Origin of the sequence: Kitasatospora sp. NPDC059673, from assembly GCF_042734215.1 — a bacterium.
In the GTDB taxonomy this organism is placed as follows: domain Bacteria; phylum Actinomycetota; class Actinomycetes; order Streptomycetales; family Streptomycetaceae; genus Kitasatospora.
On sequence record NZ_JBHWEN010000019.1, the window covers coordinates 31,107 to 51,818 of the forward strand.

21 protein-coding genes and 1 pseudogene are annotated in these 20,712 nt (G+C 72.2%); 14 read left to right on the top strand and 8 right to left on the bottom strand.

Annotated elements, in window-relative coordinates:
- Window positions 1–299 precede the first annotated feature (299 nt).
- From ACFV18_RS22015 to ACFV18_RS22030, 4 genes and pseudogenes are all read left to right on the top strand, one after another.
- Window positions 300–1,451, top strand: a pseudogene (locus tag ACFV18_RS22015) (glycosyltransferase family 4 protein); the annotation flags it as partial.
- 536 nt (window positions 1,452–1,987) lie between these two features.
- Window positions 1,988–3,157 (top strand): glycosyltransferase, encoded by a 1,170-nt coding sequence (locus ACFV18_RS22020; RefSeq protein WP_380485692.1) that lies wholly within the window; start codon window positions 1,988–1,990, stop codon window positions 3,155–3,157.
- Between the two features lie 347 nt (window positions 3,158–3,504).
- Complete coding sequence (locus ACFV18_RS22025) at window positions 3,505–4,374, top strand: SGNH/GDSL hydrolase family protein (RefSeq protein ID WP_380485694.1); 870 nt, start codon at window positions 3,505–3,507, stop codon at window positions 4,372–4,374.
- Window positions 4,375–4,712: 338 nt separating this feature from the next.
- A complete protein-coding gene (locus ACFV18_RS22030) occupies window positions 4,713–5,489 on the top strand; it encodes a VOC family protein (RefSeq protein ID WP_380485696.1) in 777 nt (258 codons plus the stop codon).
- Window positions 5,490–5,752: 263 nt separating this feature from the next.
- Here the strand turns inward: ACFV18_RS22030 and ACFV18_RS22035 are convergent, their stop codons facing one another.
- Window positions 5,753–6,070, bottom strand: a complete 318-nt coding sequence (locus ACFV18_RS22035) for a DUF6191 domain-containing protein (protein WP_380485697.1) — start codon at window positions 6,068–6,070, stop codon at window positions 5,753–5,755.
- A gap of 287 nt (window positions 6,071–6,357) precedes the next feature.
- Between ACFV18_RS22035 and ACFV18_RS22040 the strand changes: the two genes are divergently transcribed.
- The 4 genes from ACFV18_RS22040 to ACFV18_RS22055 all read left to right on the top strand — a co-directional run bounded on the left by ACFV18_RS22040 (window position 6,358) and on the right by ACFV18_RS22055 (window position 9,726).
- Window positions 6,358–7,227: an NAD(P)-dependent oxidoreductase gene (locus tag ACFV18_RS22040; RefSeq protein WP_380485698.1), complete on the top strand. Its 870-nt coding sequence runs from the start codon at window positions 6,358–6,360 to the stop codon at window positions 7,225–7,227.
- Window positions 7,228–7,382: 155 nt separating this feature from the next.
- Window positions 7,383–8,459, top strand: coding sequence for an SPFH domain-containing protein (locus ACFV18_RS22045; protein ID WP_380485699.1), 1,077 nt, complete (start codon window positions 7,383–7,385; stop codon window positions 8,457–8,459).
- Window positions 8,456–9,355 (top strand): hypothetical protein, encoded by a 900-nt coding sequence (locus tag ACFV18_RS22050; RefSeq protein ID WP_380485700.1) that lies wholly within the window; start codon window positions 8,456–8,458, stop codon window positions 9,353–9,355. The genes ACFV18_RS22045 and ACFV18_RS22050 overlap by 4 nt, the downstream gene beginning before the upstream one ends.
- Window positions 9,356–9,495: 140 nt before the next feature.
- Window positions 9,496–9,726, top strand: coding sequence for a DUF6296 family protein (locus ACFV18_RS22055; protein ID WP_380485702.1), 231 nt, complete (start codon window positions 9,496–9,498; stop codon window positions 9,724–9,726).
- Window positions 9,727–9,882: 156 nt separating this feature from the next.
- Here ACFV18_RS22055 and ACFV18_RS22060 read toward each other — a convergent pair whose 3' ends face one another.
- Window positions 9,883–10,866, bottom strand: coding sequence for an aldo/keto reductase (locus ACFV18_RS22060; RefSeq protein ID WP_380485703.1), 984 nt, complete (start codon window positions 10,864–10,866; stop codon window positions 9,883–9,885).
- Window positions 10,867–10,982: 116 nt separating this feature from the next.
- Here ACFV18_RS22060 and ACFV18_RS22065 point away from each other — a divergent pair, with 116 nt between their 5' ends.
- A complete protein-coding gene (locus ACFV18_RS22065; protein ID WP_380485704.1) occupies window positions 10,983–11,492 on the top strand; it encodes a hypothetical protein in 510 nt (169 codons plus the stop codon).
- Between the two features lie 787 nt (window positions 11,493–12,279).
- Window positions 12,280–12,615: a hypothetical protein gene (locus ACFV18_RS22070; protein WP_380485705.1), complete on the top strand. Its 336-nt coding sequence runs from the start codon at window positions 12,280–12,282 to the stop codon at window positions 12,613–12,615.
- On the opposite strand, the gene ACFV18_RS22075 is transcribed toward ACFV18_RS22070, so the two are convergent.
- Window positions 12,597–13,172 carry a TerD family protein gene (locus tag ACFV18_RS22075; RefSeq protein WP_380485707.1) on the bottom strand — a complete coding sequence of 192 codons (576 nt, stop codon included), beginning with the start codon at window positions 13,170–13,172 and terminating at the stop codon, window positions 12,597–12,599. The genes ACFV18_RS22070 and ACFV18_RS22075 overlap by 19 nt on opposite strands.
- A gap of 358 nt (window positions 13,173–13,530) precedes the next feature.
- Here ACFV18_RS22075 and ACFV18_RS22080 point away from each other — a divergent pair, with 358 nt between their 5' ends.
- Both ACFV18_RS22080 and ACFV18_RS22085 read left to right on the top strand, forming a co-directional pair.
- Window positions 13,531–13,893, top strand: a complete 363-nt coding sequence (locus tag ACFV18_RS22080) for a UBP-type zinc finger domain-containing protein (RefSeq protein WP_380485708.1) — start codon at window positions 13,531–13,533, stop codon at window positions 13,891–13,893.
- 152 nt (window positions 13,894–14,045) lie between these two features.
- On the top strand, window positions 14,046–14,393 hold the full coding sequence (locus tag ACFV18_RS22085; protein WP_380485710.1) for a MazG-like family protein: 348 nt from the start codon (window positions 14,046–14,048) through the stop codon (window positions 14,391–14,393).
- 69 nt (window positions 14,394–14,462) lie between these two features.
- Here the strand turns inward: ACFV18_RS22085 and ACFV18_RS22090 are convergent, their stop codons facing one another.
- On the bottom strand, window positions 14,463–14,594 hold the full coding sequence (locus ACFV18_RS22090) for a DUF6126 family protein (protein WP_380485712.1): 132 nt from the start codon (window positions 14,592–14,594) through the stop codon (window positions 14,463–14,465).
- A 140-nt stretch (window positions 14,595–14,734) separates the two neighbouring features.
- Here ACFV18_RS22090 and ACFV18_RS22095 point away from each other — a divergent pair, with 140 nt between their 5' ends.
- Window positions 14,735–15,517, top strand: coding sequence for an SGNH/GDSL hydrolase family protein (locus ACFV18_RS22095; protein ID WP_380485713.1), 783 nt, complete (start codon window positions 14,735–14,737; stop codon window positions 15,515–15,517).
- A gap of 261 nt (window positions 15,518–15,778) precedes the next feature.
- Here ACFV18_RS22095 and ACFV18_RS22100 read toward each other — a convergent pair whose 3' ends face one another.
- The gene (locus tag ACFV18_RS22100; protein ID WP_380485715.1) at window positions 15,779–16,189 is read right to left on the bottom strand and encodes an organic hydroperoxide resistance protein; all 411 of its coding nucleotides are present in this window, start codon (window positions 16,187–16,189) and stop codon (window positions 15,779–15,781) included.
- A gap of 301 nt (window positions 16,190–16,490) precedes the next feature.
- Between ACFV18_RS22100 and ACFV18_RS22105 the strand changes: the two genes are divergently transcribed.
- The gene (locus ACFV18_RS22105) at window positions 16,491–16,919 is read left to right on the top strand and encodes a MarR family winged helix-turn-helix transcriptional regulator (protein ID WP_380485915.1); all 429 of its coding nucleotides are present in this window, start codon (window positions 16,491–16,493) and stop codon (window positions 16,917–16,919) included.
- Between the two features lie 157 nt (window positions 16,920–17,076).
- Here the strand turns inward: ACFV18_RS22105 and ACFV18_RS22110 are convergent, their stop codons facing one another.
- The 3 genes from ACFV18_RS22110 to ACFV18_RS22120 form a co-directional block, all read right to left on the bottom strand.
- Entirely contained in the window at window positions 17,077–18,096 is a 1,020-nt protein-coding gene (locus tag ACFV18_RS22110; protein ID WP_380485717.1) for an acetamidase/formamidase family protein, read from the bottom strand.
- On the bottom strand, window positions 18,093–19,496 hold the full coding sequence (locus tag ACFV18_RS22115) for an APC family permease (RefSeq protein WP_380485718.1): 1,404 nt from the start codon (window positions 19,494–19,496) through the stop codon (window positions 18,093–18,095). The genes ACFV18_RS22110 and ACFV18_RS22115 overlap by 4 nt, the downstream gene beginning before the upstream one ends.
- Before the next feature lie 128 nt (window positions 19,497–19,624).
- Window positions 19,625–20,701: a substrate-binding domain-containing protein gene (locus ACFV18_RS22120; RefSeq protein WP_380485720.1), complete on the bottom strand. Its 1,077-nt coding sequence runs from the start codon at window positions 20,699–20,701 to the stop codon at window positions 19,625–19,627.
- Window positions 20,702–20,712: the final 11 nt, after the last annotated feature.

A 20,712-nucleotide genomic window follows, 5' to 3' on the forward strand; every position in this document is an offset into this window, starting at 1 on the left:
GGGTGCGCCAAGTCGCTTGCGGGGCCGTGTGGTTGAGCGGTGCGGGGCCGATCCGGCGAGTTGAGCGGTACACATCGGAGCAGCAACCCGGCATGGCGTCAAGCGTTCGTTCAAGCCGCGTTCCGCGCAGCTTCGCGCACACTGCGAAGGCCGTTTGCGCGAACCGCGCCGAGGGCGACCACCGAAGCCTCCGGGGGTGCGGTCGGTGCCGCCCGGGTGTGCGGAAATGGCGGCAGACGTTCGTCTGCGCGAAAGATCCCTTTGTCCGGGCGCATGCCCTGCTTGGCCACAACGTTGGCATGCGAGTCGCCATCGTCACCGAGTCCTTCCCGCCCGAGGTCAACGGCGTGGCCCACAGCGTGCTGCGGGTCGCCGAGCACCTCGTCCGGCGAGGTCACCAGCCACTGGTGATCACGCCCGCGCCGGCCCGCGGCGCGCACTGCCCTCCGCAGTCCTTCGGCCCGGACCGGGAACCGCTGCCGGTGGTGCGCATTCCGTCCGTTCCGCTGCCCCGCTACCCGCAGGTGCGCATCGCGCTGCCCAGTCGCCGCCTGGCCACCGCGCTGACCGCCCACCAGCCGGACGTGGCGCACCTCGCCAGTCCGTTCGTGCTCGGTGCGCGGGCCGCCCGGATCACCGAGCGCCTCGGCCTGCCGACAGTGGCCGTCTACCAGACCGACCTGGCGGGGTACGCGCAGGCGTACCGGATGGGTCGCGCTCTGGGCGCGGCGCTCGCCTGGGCGCGGATCCGCTCCGTGCACCGCTCCGCCGCGCGCAACCTCGCCCCGTCCACCCCGGCCGCCCAGGACCTGACCGCGCACGGCGTGCGCAACGTTCGGATCTGGGCGCGCGGCGTCGACTCCGTACGTTTTCACCCCGACCACCGGGACGAGGCCCTGCACCGCTCGCTGGCCCCCGGCGGCGAGGTGCTGGTCGGCTACGTCGGGCGGCTCGCTCCGGAGAAGCGGGTCGATCTGCTCGCCGAGGCCTCCCGGCTGCCCGGGGTGCGGGTCGTGGTGATCGGCGACGGGCCGAGCGCCCCCGCGCTGAAGGCCGCGATGCCCGGCGCGGTCTTCCTCGGCCGCCGCACGGGCGCCGAACTCGCCCGCTGCTTCGCCACCCTGGACGTGTTCGTGCACACCGGTCCGCTGGAGACCTTCTGCCAGACCATCCAGGAGGCGATGGCCAGCGGTATCCCTGTGGTCGCGCCGGCCGTCGGCGGCCCGCTCGACCTGGTCGGCCACCACCGCACCGGCCTGCTGGTCGCCCCACACGACGCCGCAGCCGTCGCCCGCGCCGTCGCCACCCTCGCCGCCGCACCGGACACCCGCGCCCGCTACGGCGCCGCCGGCCGCACCGACGTCACCGACCGCACCTGGGAGGCCGTCGGCGACCAGCTCATCCAGCACTACGAGGACGTCCTCACCGAACACCGCACCCGCCCGGCAGCCACACCTCCCCGCACCAACCGGAAACCGCTTACCCGCACCCCCGCCGACACCCCCGCCAACGCCACCGCACCGGCCACCGTCTCACCGGCACCGACGCCCCGGCACCCAGACACCAAGGAGACCCACACCAACCGGAAACCGCTTTCCCGCACCGCCGGACCCGCCGCCACACCGAGCCCCGCACCAGCCACCGCGCCGGGCGACGGGCCGACCAACCTGCCGACCGCTCCCCCGCCGGGACCAACGCCCCGCCGCCCCGCCACCGCGCACACCCCGCCGATCCCGAACGAGACCCACACCAACCGGAAACCGCTTTCCTGCACCCCCGCCGACACCATCACCAACACCCCCGCCAACACCAACGCCATCGCCGTCGCCGTCGCACCGGCCACCGTCCCCCCGGCATCGACGCCCCGCCACCCCGACCCCCAGTCGCCCCCATCCGCTCCCGCCGAGCCGCAGTGCGACCCCGGCCCCGGTCCCGGCCGCGATCTCGCCGCACGCCCGGCCGGCGGGCTGGTCGAGGAGCAGCCGGCATGAGCGGAGGGCTGCACCTCGTCCGGGTGGCGAACTTCGTCACGCCGGTGTCCGGCGGCCTGCGGACCGCGCTCCGCCACCTCGGCGCGGGCTACCTCGCAGCGGGTCACCAGCCGGTGCTGGTCGTCCCGGGCCCGCGCCGCCGCGACGAGTGGACCGAGCAGGGCCGGGTGATCACGCTGCCCGGGCCCCGGGTGCCGGGCAGCGGCGGCTACCGGGTGCTCCGGGATCGACGTCAAGTGGCATCCGTTCTGGAGGAGTTGGCTCCGGACCGGCTTGAAGTGTCGGACCGCACCACGCTGCGCTGGACGGGCGCCTGGGCCAAGGCGCACGGGGTGCGGTCGATGATGGTCTCGCACGAGAGCGCCACGGGCGTCCTCGGCACCTGGGGCCTGCCCCGGCACACGGCCCGCAGCCTCGCCGACCGACTCAACTCCCGTACCGCACAGGCCTATGACACCGTGCTGTGCACGACCGCCTGGGCGGCCGAGGAGTTCGAGCGGATCGGCGCGACCAACGTCGCCCAGGCGCCACTGGGTGTCGATCTGACGACCATGCACCCCGCCCGCCACGACCCGGCGTTGCGGGCGCGGCTGGCCGAGCCGCACCAAGTGCTGCTGGTGATGTGCTCACGGCTGTCGGGCGAGAAGCGGCCGGAGCGGGCGCTTCAGGCACTGGCGGAGCTGCGCCGCCACCACCGCGTCCCGGCGGTACTGGCCGTCGCCGGAACTGGCCCGCTGCGCCGGCGCCTGGAGCGGCAGGCCACCGAGCTGCGGCTACCTGTGACGTTCCTCGGTCACCTCGCCGAACGCGCCGACGTGGCAGCCCTGTTGGCGACCGCGGACGCCGTGATCGCACCGGGCCCGGTGGAGACCTTCGGCCTGGCCGCACTCGAAACGCTGGCCTGCGGCACCCCGGTCGCGGTGAGCCGCTCCTCCGCGCTGCCCCGGGTGGTCGGCCGAGCGGGCCTAGCCGCCGCCGACAGCGGCCGCGGATTCGCCGACGCGGTACGGGAGTTGCTGGACCGCCCCGAGGCCGAACGGCGGGCCGCCGCACGCGCCCGGGCCGAACGGTTCAGCTGGGAAGCCGCCGTCACCGCCTTCCTCGCCGCCCACCACGCACCCCACCCGTCCCCCTCCGCAGCCGCCGTCCACCATCTCGCGCCGTAGCGAGCAAACCCCAACTACCCACTCCCCCACCGCATTCCACACGCACCCCACCCCTCCCCCTCCGCACCCGCCCTCCACCACCTCGCGCCGTAGCGAGCAGACCCCAACTACCCACTCCCCCACCGCATCCCACACGCACCCAACCCCTCCCCCTCCGCACCCGCCCTCCACCACCTCGCGCCGTAGCGAGCAGACCCCAACTACCCACTCCCCCACCGCATCCCACACGCACCCCACCCCTCCCCCTCCGCACCCGCCCTCCACCACCCCACCCCGTAGCAAGCAGACCCCAACTACCCACTCCCCCACCGCATCCCACACGCACCCAACCCCACTGGAGGGACGTGATGACGGTACGGTTCGCCGCTCTCGGTGACTCCCTCACCGAGGGCGTCGGCGACCCCGCCCCCGGCGGCTGGCGAGGCTGGGCGGCGCTGCTCGCGCCGAGCCTCTCGCCGGACCCCGTGGACTTCCACAACCTCGCCACCAGCGGCGCACTCAGCCGCGACCTGCTGGTCTCCCAGCTACCCGCCGCCCTTGCCCTGCGCCCGCAGTACGCGGCGGTGGTCGTGGGCGGCAACGACACCCTGCGCACCTCCTTCAACTTAGACCTGACGGCACGTCACCTCAGCGCAGCTCTCTCCTCGTTGAAGGCTTCCGGTACCGTCCCTCTCACCGCCTGCCTGCCCGACCCCGGTCGGCTGCTCCGGCTGCCCGCACCGCTCGCCCGGCCGCTGGCGCGCCGGATGCGCGGCGTCAACGCGGTGGTCCACGCGCTGTCCGCGCATCACCACGCGGTACACCTGCACCTCGCGGACCTGCCCTGGACGGACCGGCGCAGCCTGCTGAGTGCAGACCGGCTCCACCCCAGCGCCGCCGGGCACCAGTTGATCGCACACGACTTCCACGCCCTGCTCGCCGAATGCGGCCACCCGGTGGGCCCGCCACCCGCCGAACTGCCCGCCCCCACACCCGTCCCCGGCGCGGACCTGTGGTGGATGGCCACCCAGGGCACCCGTTGGCTGGCGGCCCGCTCCACCGACCTGCTCCCGGGCCTGCTCGCCCTCGCCGCAATCGAGGCCCGCCACCTGCTACGCGGCTCGGCCCGCGACCTCGACCGCGCGGCGGACCGGTCCACCGCCGCCATCATCGCCCGCCTCACCGCCCCCGGCCCCCAGTCGGCCCCGCCCACGGCGAAGGCCTCAACCACCGGATAGCGCAACGCACTTGCCGAAGCGCCACCACTCGACTCCGGCGTGCACCTCCGACGGGCAGCACGCTCCACCGCCCTGTGGGCCGATGGACCCGCGCCCCGCACGACACGCGGTTCACCCAAGGCCGTCGAGCTCACCACACCTGCAGCCGAGGTCACCGATCCCGTTCCGGGCCGCGCACGTCTCGCCCCCGCCTCGGCCCAGGAACGTTCGACGGCGGCAAACAGTCGAATCCCCTCCCTGGAACGGGTTAAGTGCTGTCATTCGGCCCCGGCACAGTGTCCGTGTCCTGGTTACGGTGCAGTGCTCAATCCAGCAACCCGCACCGCTCGGAGGCACGCATGGTCACCCGGAACACCCCATGGCCTGCTGGAACGCCCTGTTGGGTCGATCTGTCCGTTGACGACATCGACAAGGCCGTCGCGTTCTACGGCGGCCTCCTCGGCTGGGAGTTTCAGCGCGGCGGCCCGGAGATGGGCGGCTACAGCCTGGCCTTGAAGAACGGCGCGCACGTCGCCGGCATCGGTCCGAAGATGATGCCCGACATGCCCACGGCCTGGACCACGTACGTGGCCACCGACGACCTCGACGCCACCGTCGCGAAGATCACCGCGGCGGGAGGGACAATCCTGTCGCCCGCGATGGACGTGATGACCCTCGGCAGGATGGCGATCGCGACGGACCCGGCCGGCGCCGTGTTCGGCCTGTGGCAGTCCGGCGACCACACCGGTTTCGGCGTCGCCAACGAGGACAGCACGGTCACCTGGAACGAGAACATGAGCCGCGACTACGAGGCCAACCGCAAGTTCTACGGCGACGTGTTCGGCTACAGGTACGACGAGGTACCCAACGACACCATGAAGTACGCCACCCTCAACCTGCGGCACGGCACGGTCGGTGGCATCGGCGAACTGCCGGCCAACCTGCCACCCGAAATCAAGGCGCACTGGATGCTGTTCTTCGCCGTACCGAACATCGAATCGGCCATGGCCAAGCTCCCCGGCCTGGGCGGTCGCATCACCCAACCCCTGCTCGACACACCGTACGGCCGCATGGCCGTGGCAACCGACGACCAGGGCGCGGCGTTCACCCTCGTCCAGCCCCCGCCGACGGCCTGACCCGCGCCCTGCCGATCACCCCTGACCGGGCGGCCTACCGATGGCTCACACCATCCTCCGCCTCGGCGGCGCAACATCGACGAATCCGGGCGGCCGGCCACCAGCAGCTCGCCGCCCGGACAGATGGTGATCCGCTCCTCGTAGGACCCGCCCGCCCGCAGCCGTCCACCGGAACACACATCGGGCCCCGTACCCGTTCATGCACTGCTCCCTCTCGCCGTGCGACGGAAGCATTCTCCCTGCGGAAATCGGACGAGCCGCCGTCAGGAGGATTTCGGCAGCCGGATCACCGCCGAGCCCCGGGAAAGGTCGATCCGGCTCCGATTCGGCGGGGCACCGTCCTCGTCCTCGTCGCGGAGCATCAGCGCGGACTGCCGTTCCTTCAGCTCGTTCTGCTTGCCCGCCAAGAACTGGGCGTGCAGTTGCTCGAAGCCGGTCGCCGAGATCTGCCCCTGCCGGTTGCCGGGCCGCCAGGGCAGGAGTCCGGCGCGCCCGGCCCGCAGCAGTACCTGATCGACCACCGCGAGTGCGGTGAGCAGCAGCACCAGACCCGGCAGCGTCATGAAGACGATGAACCCCATCCACCCAGTATCACCACCCGACGGCCCGCCGAACAGGCCTCGTGCCACTCCCCCGAACACCGTCGCAACGACCACTGCACGACCGCCGCGACGACCGCCGCACGACCGCCACGACGACCCCGCAACGACCGCCGCACCGACCATCGCGACCTGACCCGCGCCGTCCTCGCACCGAGGCCACCAGGCCCACCGCGCCGCCGCGCCGCACCGGCCGAGTCGCGGACTCGCGTCGTAGCATCGCCCTCGGAGCACCGTGCCCCGTTGGCATCCCGCTGGAGGCAGTGAGCATGGACGTCGGTTTCGTCGGTCTGGGTGCGATGGGGCGGGCGATGGCTCGCCGGCTGTTGGACGCGGGGCACTCGGTGCGGGTGTGGAACCGGTCACCTGAGCCGGTGGCGGAGTTGGTCGCGGACGGGGCCTCGGCGGCGGGTACGCTCGCGGAGGCGTTCGGCGCGGAGGTGGCGATCTCCATGCTGGCGGACGACCGGGTGGTCGAACGCCTGGTGCTGAACGACGAGTTGCTGTCCGTCGCGCGGGCCGCCGTGCACGTCAACATGGCCACCGTCTCGCCGGGGTTGGCGCGCCGGGCCGCTGAGTTGCATGCGCAGCACGGCCTTGGCTACATCGCGGCACCGGTGCTGGGCCGGGCGGAGGCCGCGGCAGCCGGGAACCTGAACATCCTGGCGTCCGGCCCGAGGGCCGAACTCGACTGGGTGGCACCGCTGTTCGACGCGATCGGTCGGCGCACCTGGCATCTCGGCGAGGACCCGGCGGCAGCGAATGTGGCGAAGGTCAGCGCCAACTTCCTTCTGGTGTCGGCGATCGAGGCGTTCTCGGAGGCTGCCGCACTCGCCGAGGCGAACGGTCTCGCGCCGTCCGCGCTGCTCGACGTCATCACCAACTCCCTTTTCCCGGGGCCCGTTTACGCCGGTTATGGCGCGATGATCACCGAGCAGTCCTTCGATCCGGCCGGGTTCCGTCTCGCGCTCGGCCTGAAGGACGTCAACCTCGCCCTGGACACCGCCGCCGGCGCCAACGTGCCCCTCCCCCTCGCCTCTCTGCTGCGTGACTCGCTGCTGCAGGCCATCGCCCACGGTCATGGCGAACGCGACCTCGCCGCGATCTCCACCACGTCCCGCACCCGGGCCGCACTCTGACGCCACCAGCCGCAAGCCCCAAGGGTCGACAGAATCGATCAACGGCCGCCCGCAGCGCACCGTTACGTATACAGCCCCTCTTTTCGTCGTATTGACGACAACCGGTAGCCCGGATTATCGTCATAGGGACGAAAAGAGAGGACGCCGCGACTCCCATGGCCGACATCACCCGCCGCTTCGGCTTCCGCCACCTGCGCTCCGCGCCGACCAGCCACATTCGCCACCTGCGGGGCGGGCAGCTCGCCCACGAAGGCACCGGCCTCGCCTTCTGGTTCCGGCCGCTCACCGCCGCCATATCCGAAGTACCGGTGGACGACCGCGAGTTGGCGATGATGTTCCACGCCCGCACGGCCGACTTCCAGGATCTCGCGGTGCAGGCCACCGTCACCTACCGAATCAGCGATCCGACGGTCGCCGCCACCCGCCTGGACTTCGGCATCGACCCCGACACCGGCGCGTGGCGCGCCGAACCGCTCGCCCAGCTCGCCACCCTGCTCACCGAGACCGCCCAGCAGCACGCCCTCCAGCTGATCGCCCGAACTCCATTGGCGGACACGCTGGTTGACGGCGTGACCGCGGTCCGCGAACGGATCGCCGAGGGCCTGGGCGCCGAGCCCCGGCTGGGCGAGATCGGGCTGACAGTGCTCGCGGTGCGGGTCACCGCCGTCCGGCCCGAGGCCGAACTGGAGCGGGCGCTGCGCACCCCGGCCCGGGAGCAGGTCCAGCAGGAGGCGGACCGGGCGACCTACGAGCGTCGCGCGGTCGCGGTCGAACGGGAACGCGCCATCGCCGAGAACGAACTCGCCAGCCAGATCGAACTGGCCCGCCGCGAAGAGGAGTTGGTGGCGCAGCAGGGCGCGAACGCGCGTCGCGAGGCGGAGCAGAAGGCGGCCGCGGACGCGGTGCGCACCGACTCCGAGGCCGCCCGGCGCACCCGCCTGGCGGTGGCGGAGGCCGAGGCGGCCGGCATTCTTGCCGCTCAACAGGCCGAGGCCGCAAGGTCGTTGGGCGAGGCGAAGGCCGCTGCAGAGGCGGCGTGGCTGACGGCGCACCAGCAGGTCGGGCCGGAGATCCTGCAGGCGCTGGCGCTGATCCGGCTGGCCGAACACCTGCCGCGGATCGACAGCGTCACCCTCACCCCGGACGTGCTGACCGGCCTGCTCACCCGGCTCTCCGCCCCGGCAGCCATCCCCGCCACCGAGGCCGACAGCACGGATCGGCCGGTCCGGTGAGTCTCGCCCCGCGCGTGGTGCTGGTCCACCGGCGCACCGAGTACGAGGAGTTGGTCGCCCACCACGGGACGCACGGCCAGGCGGAGTTCTTCCTCACCGGCCGTGGACGTTCGCTCGCCGAGGCGGAGCAGCGGCACGACCTGGCCCGGGGCGCGCTGGCCGAGGTGTCGGCGGCGGTGCCGCTGGACTGGCGGCAGACCCGGGTGGAGCGGTCGGACCTGGACCGGTTCCTGTTCGGACCCGAGGACCTGGTGGTGGTGGTCGGCCAGGACGGACTGGTCGCCAATACCGCCAAGTATCTGTCGGGGCAGCCGGTGATCGGCATCGACGCGGAGCCGGGCCGCAACCCGGGCGTCCTGGTACGGCACCGCCCGGGGCAGGCCGGGGCGCTGCTGCGGGCGGCCGTCGGGCCGGGCGTGGAGCGCCGGTTGGAGCTGCGCACCATGGTGGAGGCGGTGGCGGACGACACCCAGCGCCTGCTGGCGCTGAACGAGATCTATCTCGGACAGCCCGGCCACCAGACCGCCCGCTACCGGCTGGCCGCGCCCGGTGGGGACGCGGAGTCACAGGCGTCCTCGGGCGTGCTGGTCGGCACCGGCACGGGCGCGACCGGGTGGTGCCGCTCGGCGTGGCTGGAGCGGTCCAGTCGGCTGGCGCTGCCCGCACCGACGGTGGCGCAGCTGTCCTGGTTCGTCCGGGAGGCGTGGCCGTCCCCGGTCACCGGCACCTCCCGCGTCGAGGGGCTGCTGACCGCGGAGCAGCAGCTGACCCTCACCGTCGAGTCCGAGCGGCTGGTGGCCTTCGGCGACGGCATCGAGTCCGACGCCCTGCACCTCACCTGGGGCCAGAGCGTCCGCATCGGCCCGGCCGCGCAGCGCCTCCACCTGCTCGCCTGAGCCCACCCGCCACCTCGCACCGTCCGACCGCGCCACCGGGGGACGTCGCAGCAGGCCGAAGGGCCGCACCCGCCGTCCGGGAGCGACCGGCGCGAGGGCCCTGCCTAGGATGGATGGAACGACGGGAAGGAGGTCCGGCCATGGCTCGACGATTCGCTCTCACCTTCCCCGGCGAGACCGGAGGCCACGCCGAACAGGACGTGGTGGTGGTCGAGGCGACCGGCACCCGAGGGCCCGGCGGGCACCCGGTGTACGCGGACCCGTCCGGCATCGTGCAGGCCGAGATCAGCGACGCCGGCGAGGTCCGGATGATGGCCAGCGGCGGCCATCAGGCTCCCCGAACGCCGATGCACGCCGAGCCGTTGCCCTGAACCCGGGCTCGTCCATCTGCAACGGGAAAGCGCTTACCGAATACACCCGGTAAACGCTTTCCCGTTGCCTTCCGACGTCCTACGCCGCTTCCCGCCGCTTCCCGGCGTCCTCCGCCGGTCAACAGCCCCGCACCGCCGCCGCGATCGGAAGCCGGATCACCAGCGCGAGTGCACCTGCGCCCGCAGACGGCGGTCGTACAGGTCCTGGACGGCGTCCAGCGTCCGCGGCGACAGCGGCGGCAGAGCCGCCGTCTCGGCGTTCGCCCGGGCCTGCGCGGGGTTGCGGGCGCCGGGGATGACGGTGGTGACGCCGGGCTGCTGGACGATCCAGCGCAGCGCCGTCTGCGCGGAGGTGGCGCCGGGCGGGGCGAGGCGGGCGAACTCGTCGGCGGCCTCCACGCCGGTCGCGAAGTCGACGCCGGAGAAGGTCTCACCCTGGTCGAACGCGGAGCCGTCCCGGTTGTAGGTGCGGTGGTCGTCCCTACCGAACAGGGTGTCCTTGGTGTACTTGCCGGACAGCAGGCCCGACGCCAGCGGGACGCGGGCGATGATGCCGACGCCGGCCTTCTCGGCGGCGGGCAGCACCTCGTCCAGCGGCTTCAGCCGGAACGGGTTGAGGATGATCTGTACGCTGGCGACGCCGGGTCGGGCGATCGCGGTCAGCGCCTCCGCGCAAGTCTCCACGCTGACGCCGTACGCGGCGGTGCGGCCCTCCTCGACCAGGGTGTCGAGTGCGTCGAACACCTCGTCGCTGGAGTACACCGCCGTCGGCGGGCAGTGCAGCTGCACCAGGTCGAGCCGGTCCACGCCCAGGTTGCGGCGCGAACGGTCGGTCCACTCACGGAAGTTGGCGAGAGTGTAGTTCTCCGGCAGCTGCGGCATCCGGCGGCCGAGCTTGGTGGCGACCATTAGGCCGTCGCCCTGGCGGGACTTCAGGAAGCGGCCGATCAACTGCTCGCTGCGGCCGTCCCCGTAAACATCGGCGGTGTCGAAGAACGTCACCCCGGCGTCGGCGGCGGCGTCCAGCACGGCCAGCGCGTCGTCCTCCAGCACCACGCCCCAGTCGGCGCCCAGCTGCCACGTCCCCAGACCCACCACTGACACCGGACGCCCGGTCCGGCCAAGTACACGCTGTTCCATGCGCCGAGCCTGTCACACTGCCCGACGCCACCCAACCCCCGACACCCTGCGCACCGCAGCTCCACCGCACGGCGGACCCGGGGCCGGTCTCAGCGGCGCATGCGAGCGTGCCGATCATGCAAGAACCCGATGACCTGCGGGCAGGCCTGAACGACATCGACTGGTCCGCGCTGGGGCACGCCTACGGAAGTGCCGAGGACGTGCCCGGCGATCTCCGGGCCGTGTGCGCGCCGGACGAGGCAGCCAGAGAGAGCGGGAGCCGGTACTCGGGCTCCGCGTACGCGGTGCCGTTCCTCGCGCGGATCGCCGTCGCCGGCCCGCCCGGCGCCCGGGCCGACACGCTGATGCTGCTGACCCGCCTGGCCATCGACCGGCATGACACGTACGACCTCCCGCTCGGCATCGACACCACCGCCCGGTGCGCCGCGACCATCAGCCCCGAGGAGAGCCTGCGGTGGTGCGACGAGGAAATCGCCGCCGAGACCGACGAGAGCTGGCTGCGGCTCCTGCGCGCGGGCCGGGCGTACTGCGCGGCCGGGACACCCCACCGACAGCCGCGAAGGCGCGCTGCGTTCCTACGACGCCGTCCGCGCCCAACTCCCCTGCCTGCTGACCCTGTTCGATGAACCGGACCCGAAGGTCCGCACCCCGACCGCCTACCGCCTCGGCTGGTTCCCCGAGGAGGCCGGCACCGCCCTGCCCGCGCTGCTGGAATGCCTCGACGACGAACAGGACCCGGTCACCGCCGCCACCCTCCTCATCGCGGTAGGGTTCCTCGCCGACCACGACCCGGCCGGCCGGCTCCTCGGCCGCCTCGACGACGAGAACCTGCTGCTGCGGTGAACGGCCGCCACCGCGCCCGCCCGCCTGCTGATCGTGCGCTCCGGCGTGGCGCCCGGCCTCCCGCCCGTGGAGCGCATCGTCGCCGAGCTCGCCGATTTCCGCACCCGGCCCCTGCCCGAACCCATCACCGCCCACCACGGGGGCGACCTGCACAGTTGCACCGTCCGTAGCCTGCAAGGGCCTGCATTCAAACCGCCGTCTGCCCCACGACGCGCCCCCAGCCTTCGGGCAGGAGGGGGCCCACGCCGCACCGGGCGAAAGGCCAAGTACACACCCAGTACGAGGCCTTCCGCCCGGCACGCCGAGAGCACACACCAGACGCCGCGGAGCCCCGGCGCGCGTTCGAAGACAGGCCCTACGCCTGATGGGCATCGCCGAGGAGCCGGACGCAGTCCTCGGCAAGATGGCCCGCAGCCTGCACCGTCTCGAGTGCACCGGAGTCGCACCCCGCCCCCCTCGCGGTCTGTGCCGGGCAGCTCTTGGAGACCGTGTTCGAACCCGGCGGCGCCACCGCGCGGTTCGCCAACTTCTCCCCCCGGCCGCCACGAACTCCTGCGCACTCGCGCCGAGTTGCTGACCACCCACGACTACCTGGAGCTGCCGTTCGGCTCGGGCCTGCACGATTCGTTCAACGCGCCCGGCCTTCCCGGCACCCGCGCCACCGCCCTGCGCGCCTACGTCGGCCTGTCCACCGCCCTGCGCGCCTACGTCGGCCTGTCCACCGAAGGCGAGGATCCGAACGCCCCGCTCCCGACTCCTGGGCCCGTTCCGCACCGGTTGAGGGCTTCAGCAGAAGAAAACGCGGGCAGGGCCGGATCCTGGAATCCAGCCCTGCCCGCAGTCGAGCGGGTCATCCGATCATCGGAACGAGTGACCTGTGCGAAGTGTCAGACGTTGACGCCGTAGTCCAGCGCGATGCCCCGCAGGCCGGAGGCGTAACCCTGGCCGATGGCACGGAACTTCCACTCGACGCCGTAACGGTAGAGCTCGCCGAAGACCATCGCGGTCTCGGTGGACGCGTCCTCGCTCAGGTCGTAGCGCGCGACCTCGCTGCCGTCTGCCTGGTTGACGACCCGGATGAAAGCGTTGCGGACCTGGCCGAAGCTCTGGCGGCGCTGCTCCGCATCGTAGATCGACACCGGGAAAACGACCTTCGCGACCTGCGGCGGAACGGCCGCCAGATCGACCTGGATCTGTTCGTCGTCGCCGTCGCCGCCACCGGTCAGATTGTCGCCACTGTGCTCGACCGAACCCTCAGGGCTGCGAAGGTTGTTGTAGAAGACGAAGTGCTGGTCGCTGAGGACCCGTCCGGCCTCGCTGCACAGCAGCGCGCTGGCGTCGAGGTCGAAGTCCGCACCCGTGGTGGCCCGGACGTCCCAACCGAGGCCGACGATGACGGAGGTGAGCCCCGGGGCCTCCTTCGTCAGCGAGACGTTTCCGCCCTTGGCGAGCGAGACTCCCATGTTGCCCTCCTGTGGTATCCCCGTACCGGGCCCGGCAGTTCGGCCCGGCGGCCGGCACCCGGCCGCGTGACGCGGGCGCAGGCCCCGAAGTTGAATCTACAGCACTGTAGAACAGGACGGAATCCACCTTCGCACCGGCCACACCCCAAAAGGCCACCACCCGCCACCGGAGCTGACGGCACGCCACCACACCCGACGCGCCGCACGCGACATACCGGCCGACACCACACCGCCCCGCCCGATCATCGGATCGGTAATCGCGGACCCGAGCCCCGGCACCCCCGCCGCGCCGCGCCGGGACCGACTAACGGGCATCGCCCGCCACCCCCGGCATACCCTTTCCGCGGAGGTGCCCGAGATGAGTGAAGACACGACGATCCCCGGTATCGACCCGACGGTACCGCCCAGCGGCGACGGTTGCATGGAGTGTCTGGCCGGCGAAGGCCAGGGCTGGTGGTTCCACCTGCGCAGGTGCGCGGCGTGCGGACACATCGGATGCTGCGACTCCTCACCGTCCCAGCACGCCACCGCACACGCCCGGTCGGCCGGCCACCCGTTCCTGACCAGTTTCGAGCCGGGCGAGGACTGGTTCTGGAACACCGAGACCGAACAGTTCTACGAGGGCCCGCCGTTGGCCGGCCCGTCCGCGCACCCGGTCACCCAGCCCACCCCGGGCCCGGCCGGCCGCGTCCCGTTCGACTGGCAGCAGCGCCTGCGCTGACTCCCCGCCCCACCGCAACCGACCGTACCCGCGCCACCGTCCGTGCCGGGTACGGTCGGTTGCGGTGCGAGGCAGGCAGGCAGGCAGGCAGGCAAGCAAGCGCAGCTGCCCGCACACACCGAGCGCACGAACGACGGCGGAGGGGCGGGAACGTGGACGCGCAGCAGTGGGAGACGGTGCGGCGGCTGGCGGCGTGGCTGGCCGAGGGCAGTACTCAACCCCCGGAAATGCAGCGGGTGTTGCAGTGCCTGAAGATCAGCGAGGAGGCGGGCGAGGTGGCCGAGGCGGTGATCGGCGCGCTCGGCCAGAACCCGCGCAAGGGCTTCTCGCACACCTGGGACGACGTGGCGGGCGAACTGTGCGACGTCGTGATCACCGCGATGGTCGCGCTGGTCCGGGTGCACCCGGACCCGGCCGCCGCCTTCGACGCGCACCTGGCCAAGGTCGCCGCCCGGGCGCTGCCTGCACCGGAGGCCGACACCGACACTGCCCTGCGCTGAAGCCACGCGCCGAAGCCCCCGCACTGATACCCCGCGCCGAAGCCCCGCACCGAGAAGGAACGCAGCCCGTCAGTGCTTCCCGACGGCGAACAGCAGGAGCACGAATCCGGCAAACACGTGGGTGCCCACGATGTAGATCAGCGCGCGGATCAGCATCTGCTTGCGCCGCGCCTTCTCCTCGCGCACAGCGTCGCTGGCCACGCGGTCCTCCTGCAGTCCGGTCCCGTCCATCGTTCTGACCTATGCAGGGTAGCGCCGCGCGGGCCCGTGGCGGAGATCACGGGGAACTTAGGGCCACCTACGGTGGCGTAGGTCACTTCACACAGTGAACTATCTCTTCCATGGCCGACTACCAGGAGACCCTCGACATCAGTTCCTACGCCGCGCTCGGTGACAGTTTCACCGAGGGCTTGAACGACCCCGGCCCCGACGGAAAGTTCGCCGGGTGGGCCGACCGGCTGGCCGGAATGCTGGCCGAGCGGCGCCCGGATCCCGATCTCCGCTACGCCAACCTTGCCGTGCGCGGCCGCCTGCTGGACCAGATCGTCACCGAGCAGGTCCCCAAGGTCCGCCAACTCCAGCCCGATCTGGTGACCTTGTGTGCCGGCGGCAACGACATCCTGCGCCCGGGCAGCGACCCGGACCTGATCGCCGAGCACTTCGAGTCGGCTGTCCTGGAGCTGCGCGAGAACGCCGGGACGGTGCTGATCTGCACCGGCTTCGACACCCGCAACGTGCCGGTGCTGCGCCACCTGCGCGGCAAGGTCGCCACCTACAACTCGCACCTGTGGGCGATCGCCGACCGCAACGGTCTCGCCGTCGCGGACCTGTGGTCGCTGCGCGCGGTGCACGACCGCCGGGCCTGGTCGGAGGACCGGCTGCACCTGTCGCCGGAGGGCCACCAGCGGGTGGCGCTGCTGGCGGCGCGCGCCCTCGGCCTGACCGAGATCGACGACCCCGAGGCCGCCTGGCCGCCGGTGCCGGTCACCACCCCGGCCGAGCAGCGCCGCGAGAACCTCCAGTGGGCACGCACCTACCTGCTGCCGTGGGTGGGCCGCCGCCTGCGCGGCGAGTCGTCCGGCGACCACATCGAGGCGAAGCGCCCGGACCTGCTCCCGCTCTGACCCGGCCCAGTCAAACCTGACCCCAACCCGGCCCCGCCCAAGGCCCAGCCCGGCCCAGCGCGAGACCCAACCGGCCCAGCGCGAGACCCAACCGGGCCGCGCGCGAAACCCAACCCGGCCCCGCCCGAAGCCCAACCCGGCCCCGCCAGGCCCGACTTCGGCCCGGCCATGCGCCGAAAGCCCCTGGGCACCACTGCGGGCCGCCCCGCCCCCACGCGGTAAAGCGGCCCGCAGTCCCCAGGTGAGACCCCTTGCCTCGCCTTACTCGACGACCAGCTCCACCGGAACGTTCCCGCTGATCGCCTTGGAGTACGGGCAGACCTGGTGCGCCTGCTTGACCAGCAGCTCACCGGTCTCGCCGGCCAGCTCCTCCGGCAGTTCCACCCGCATGACGACGGCGAGGCCGAAGCCGCTGTCGTCCTTGCCGATGGTGACCTCGGCGGTCACCGAGACCTCCGAGATGTCGATCTTCGACTGACGGGCGACCAGGCCGAGCGCACCCGAGAAGCACGCCGCGTACCCGGCGGCGAACAGCTGCTCGGGGTTGGTGCCCTCGCCGCTGCCACCGAGCGCGGGCGGCGGGGAGAGCTTGAGGTCGAGCTTGCCGTCCGAGGTGACGGAGCGCCCCTCGCGGCCGTTCGAGGTGGCAACTGCGGTGTAGAGCGGTTCCATTCCGAGCCCTCCTGTCGTCCTTGTGTGATCCCAGACCGGTGTCCAGGTCCGGCAAGCGTGTCCGCCGGCGCCGTCCCCGGCCTGCCCTGCCCCATAACTACAGCACACAATTCAATTGCGCACAACCAAATCGCCCACTTGCTACCCTTGAACCATGACCAGGCACGAGGAGAACCGAGCCCCGACGGGACCCCACGAGGCCGCCGAGGCCGCGACGCCCGTGACAACCGCGACGCCCACAACACTCACGACGCCCACGACGCCCACGACGCTGGACGAACTCGCGGCCGCGGGCTCCGACATGCTCCTGCTCGACCAGCAGATCTGCTTCTCGCTGAGCGCCGCCTCCCGCGCGTTCGGCAGCGTCTACCGGACGGCGCTGAAGGATCTCGGCCTGACGTACCCCCAGTACCTCGTGATGCTGGTGCTCTGGGAGCACGACGAACTGCCCGTCAAGCAACTCGGCGAGCGCCTGCGGCTGGACTCCGGCACGCTCTCCCCGTTGCTCAAGCGGCTGGAGGCGACGGGACTGATCGTGCGCGAGCGCAGCCCGCAGGACGAACGGTCGGTGATCGTCTCGCTCACCCCGGCCGGCCGCGACCTGCGCGAGCCCGCCCGCGCCGTCCCGCGCCACATCGGCGCCGCGGCCGGACTGCCCCTCTCCGACCTGCGCACCCTGCGCGAACTGCTCACCCGGCTGACCGCGAACCTGGACGCGGCCGGCGCCTGAGCGTCGAGGATCCCCGACACCCGGGCGCCGGAGCCACACCGCAGGAACGACCGGCGCCCACTGGCACACCTACCGCTGCCGCAGGAACGACCGGCGCCCACCGGCACACCTACCGCTGCCGCAGGAACGACCGGCGCCCACCGGCACCTACCGGCGCCTACCGCTGCCGCAAGTACGCCGCCGCCGTCGCGCGCAACCGCTCGTGCAGACCGTCGTACGCGCGGACCCGGCCGAGGACGGACTTCGGCAGCTTGGCGACCATCGTGTAGTTGGTGTCGCAGACGTTCGCGGCCGGCGCCAGTGCGGCCTGGCTGACCAGCTGGTACGCGTCGAGCTGGTCCAGGCCGAGGAGTTCGCCGGTCCAGCCGACCAGGTCGTGCTGGCTGATCCGGAACGCGTCCTCCAGCGGTCGGGCGGAGCCGGTGCTGATCAGGTGGTCGTCGCTCTCCAGCCGGGGCCAGGCCGGCCCGCCGCCCTTGATCAGGTCGACGATCACGGTGGTGCGCATCGCCGCCTCGACGGCGGTGCCGCACACCTCGCCCTCGCCCTGGCGGGCGTGGCCGTCGCCGATGGCCAGCAGGCCGCCCTCGACGTTGACGCCGAAGTAGGCGGTGGTGCCGGCCCGCATCTCGGGGGTGTCCAGGTTGCCGCCGTGCGCGCCGGGCGTGATCGAGGCCAGCACCTCGCCGGCGGCGGGGGCGACGCCGACGGTGCCGTGCATCGGGTCCAGCGGCAGCGCGACGGTGAAGTCGCCGTTGCGGGCCCGGAAGTGGCACAGGCCGGCGGCGACGTCCAGGTCGTAGACCCAGACCCGTTCCTCCAGCGCGGGGTGCAGCATCGCGGTCCGGTGGGTGGCGGTCAGCGCGCCGAAGTGCGGGAAGGTGCTGGAGATGCCGTGGTCCCGGGCGGGGGTGATCTCCACGAAGTGCACCGCGAGGACGTCCCCGGGCTGGGCGCCGGCCACGGCGATCGGGCCGGTGACGGGGTTGAGGTACGGGAAGACGCAGACCTGGCTGGGCAGGTCACCGACGCCGCGCACCTTGCCGCCGAAGCAGTCCTCGGTGGTCAACTCGACGATGCTGCCGGGCTGAACGGTGGTCAGCGGGGCGCGCCCACCGAAGGTGTAGGCCCAGTCCTCCGGCGCGGGGGTCAGCTGGACGATCTCGGGCAGGGTCACTTGTCGGTCTCCTCGGAAGTGGTGGTGACGGCCAGTCGGGGCTTGCGGCCGGTCAGCATCAGACCGGCCAGCACGATCCCGCCGATCAACAGCCAGACGAATCCGAGCCGTTGGGCCGCGATGTTGGCGTTGACGACCACGTAGCCGAGGATCGCGAAGCCGAGCAGCGGGGCGATCAGGTGGCGCCAGTAGTCCTTGCTGCGCCGACGGATCAGGTAGTGGACGACGACGGCGACGTGCAGCACCAGGAAGGTGGTCAGCGCGCCGAAGTTGACCAGGGTGCTGAGCAGGGTGATGCCGTCGGCGCGCGAGGCCATGTACAGGCCGAGCACCAGCGAGATGCCGGCGGTCAGCAGGGTGGCGTTGACGGGCACCCGGCGGGTGGGGTGGATCCTGGCGAGGAATCGCGGCAGTTGGCGGTCGCGGGCCATCGCGAACAGCAGCCGCGAGGTGGCGGCCTGGGCGACCAGGGAGTTGGCGAAGCCCCAGGCCACGGCGGTGGACGCGGCGGTCAGGGTGGCCAGCCAGCCGCCGCCGGCGGTGCGGGCGGCGTCGTAGAAGGCGGTGCCGTTCGGGTCGCCGTCGGCGATCAGCGCGTCCGGGTCGGCGACCAGCAGCGAGGCCACCCAGGTCTGCACGATGAACAGCGTGCCCGCGAGCAGCAGCGCGGCCACCATCGACCGGCCGATCGCTTTGGTGGAGTCGCGGTTCTCCTCCGAGAGGGTGGAGATGCCGTCGAAGCCGAGGAAGCTGAGCACGGCGATCGAGACCGCGCCGAACGCCACGCTCCACGAGAAGGTGTGCGAGTCGTACAGCGGCGTGAAGTCGAAGCCCCGGCCCTTCCCGTTCGCCAGCGCGATCACGCCGACCACCAGGAACAGGGCGAGCACGACGAGTTCGCCGATCAGCACGGCCTTGTTGACCTTCGCGGTGGTCTCGATGCCCAGGTAGTTGACGACGGTGTTGAGCAGCACGAAGCCGATCAGCCACAGCCAGACCGGGACGGACGGCACCAGCGAATTCATCGCGACGCCGGCGATCAGGTAGAGCAGGCCGGGCACCAGCACGTAGTCCAGCAGGATCATCCAGCCGGACAGGAAGCCGACCGGTGCGCCGATGCCGCGTCCGGCGTAGGTGTAGACCGAGCCGGCCATCGGGAACGCCCGGCTCATCTGGGCGTACGACAGGGCGGTGAACATCATCGCCACCATGCCGAGGATGTAGGCCAGGGCGACCATGCCGCGGGAGCCCTGGAAGACGCCGCCGAAGATGCCGAAGGGGGCGATCGGCACCATGAAGACCAGCCCGTAGACGAGCAGGTCGGTGAAGGTCAGGGACCGGCGCAACTCCTGTTGGTAGCCGTAGTTCTCGATGCCCTGGTGCGCGGGTGTGTCGGCCATGGTGCTCTCTCTCCGTGACGACCCTGCGGGTGTGTGGGGAGACTGTAGAGCGAAGTATTTCCATATGGAAGAGTTTTGGGACGGCGTTCCACCGGCCGAGAACGTGAGCGTGCGACCGTACCCGCAGGTCAGCAGGCACCCAGCGGCGGGAGGACGGCGAATCCGGCGCCCTCGGCCCGGGCCAGATGCACGGTGCGCCGCGCTCCGCCCAGCAGTCGGCCGGCCGCCCGCGCCAGGCCGTGCGGCTCCAGTGCGTGACGGTGGGCGAGCGCCGCGAGCAGCTGCAGTCCGTCGTACAGTCCGACCGCGTACGCGTCCAGAACGGGCGCCCACGGCCCGCACAGCGCCCGATGCCGCTCACCGAGCAGCTGCCGGGGCTCCTCGGCCAGGGTGGCGAAGGACGGCATGGCGGCGTACAGCGTTCCGGTGTCGTCGCCGCCGAGCGCGAGCAGACCGTTCTCCTCCAGCGCCCCGGACAGCCTGACGAGCCGGCGGTCGAGTCCGCTGCGGCGCAGCGCGCGGTTGAAGTGGACCAGGTCGCGGCCGATCAGGCTGAGCAGCAGGGCGTCGGCGCGGGCCGTGCGCAGCGCGTCGAGCAGCGGTTCGACGGCCGGTTGGACGGCCCCGAACGGGACGCGGCGCTCCAGTACGATCCGGGCTCCGGCACGGCTGGCGAGGGTGGCGGCGGCGCGGTGGACGGAGCGCGGCCAGATGTAGTCGTTGCCGATGAGCGCCCAGCGGCGCAGCTGATGACGCTCCGTCAGCATGCGTATTCCAGCGGCGAGTTGGCCGTACGGGTCGGTGCCGGTGCACAGCACGCCGGGGCGGCGGGTGCCGCCCTCGTGCGGCGGGGTGTAGATGTAGGCGGTGCGTCCGGCGGCGACGGTCTCGACGGCACGGTGGACGTCGCTGGTGTGGCAGCCGGCCAGGGCGTCGAGGGCTCCGGCGTCGAGCAGTCGGCGGACTTCGGCGGCGACGGAGCGGGGTGCGCCGCCGCCGTCGACCAGGACCAGGTCGAGTGGGCGGCCGAGGATGCCGCCGCGGGCGTTGATCTCGTGCGCGGCGAGCAGTGCGCCGTCGAGTGCGGAGGGGCCGGTCAGTCCGAGCGGGCCGGACTGCGGTACGACGAGGCCGACCCGGAACGCGCCGTCCGGTCTGGGGAGGTGGAGCGCGTCGAGCGGGTCGACCAGCCTGGCATCCAGCATCACCGGTGCGA

Excerpts from the sequence above, each read along its gene's own strand:
- ACFV18_RS22020 (WP_380485692.1), top strand. The coding sequence starts at position 1,988 with ATGAGCGGAGGGCTGCACCTCGTCCGGGTGGCGAACTTCGTCACGCCG.
- ACFV18_RS22025 (WP_380485694.1), top strand. The coding sequence starts at position 3,505 with ATGACGGTACGGTTCGCCGCTCTCGGTGACTCCCTCACCGAGGGCGTC.
- ACFV18_RS22030 (WP_380485696.1), top strand. The coding sequence starts at position 4,713 with ATGGTCACCCGGAACACCCCATGGCCTGCTGGAACGCCCTGTTGGGTC.
- ACFV18_RS22035 (WP_380485697.1), bottom strand. The coding sequence starts at position 6,070 with ATGGGGTTCATCGTCTTCATGACGCTGCCGGGTCTGGTGCTGCTGCTC.
- ACFV18_RS22040 (WP_380485698.1), top strand. The coding sequence starts at position 6,358 with ATGGACGTCGGTTTCGTCGGTCTGGGTGCGATGGGGCGGGCGATGGCT.
- ACFV18_RS22045 (WP_380485699.1), top strand. The coding sequence starts at position 7,383 with ATGGCCGACATCACCCGCCGCTTCGGCTTCCGCCACCTGCGCTCCGCG.
- ACFV18_RS22055 (WP_380485702.1), top strand. The coding sequence starts at position 9,496 with ATGGCTCGACGATTCGCTCTCACCTTCCCCGGCGAGACCGGAGGCCAC.
- ACFV18_RS22060 (WP_380485703.1), bottom strand. The coding sequence starts at position 10,866 with ATGGAACAGCGTGTACTTGGCCGGACCGGGCGTCCGGTGTCAGTGGTG.
- ACFV18_RS22065 (WP_380485704.1), top strand. The coding sequence starts at position 10,983 with ATGCAAGAACCCGATGACCTGCGGGCAGGCCTGAACGACATCGACTGG.
- ACFV18_RS22075 (WP_380485707.1), bottom strand. The coding sequence starts at position 13,172 with ATGGGAGTCTCGCTCGCCAAGGGCGGAAACGTCTCGCTGACGAAGGAG.
- ACFV18_RS22080 (WP_380485708.1), top strand. The coding sequence starts at position 13,531 with ATGAGTGAAGACACGACGATCCCCGGTATCGACCCGACGGTACCGCCC.
- ACFV18_RS22095 (WP_380485713.1), top strand. The coding sequence starts at position 14,735 with ATGGCCGACTACCAGGAGACCCTCGACATCAGTTCCTACGCCGCGCTC.
- ACFV18_RS22100 (WP_380485715.1), bottom strand. The coding sequence starts at position 16,189 with ATGGAACCGCTCTACACCGCAGTTGCCACCTCGAACGGCCGCGAGGGG.
- ACFV18_RS22105 (WP_380485915.1), top strand. The coding sequence starts at position 16,491 with ATGCTCCTGCTCGACCAGCAGATCTGCTTCTCGCTGAGCGCCGCCTCC.
- ACFV18_RS22115 (WP_380485718.1), bottom strand. The coding sequence starts at position 19,496 with ATGGCCGACACACCCGCGCACCAGGGCATCGAGAACTACGGCTACCAA.
- ACFV18_RS22120 (WP_380485720.1), bottom strand. The coding sequence starts at position 20,701 with ATGCTGGATGCCAGGCTGGTCGACCCGCTCGACGCGCTCCACCTCCCC.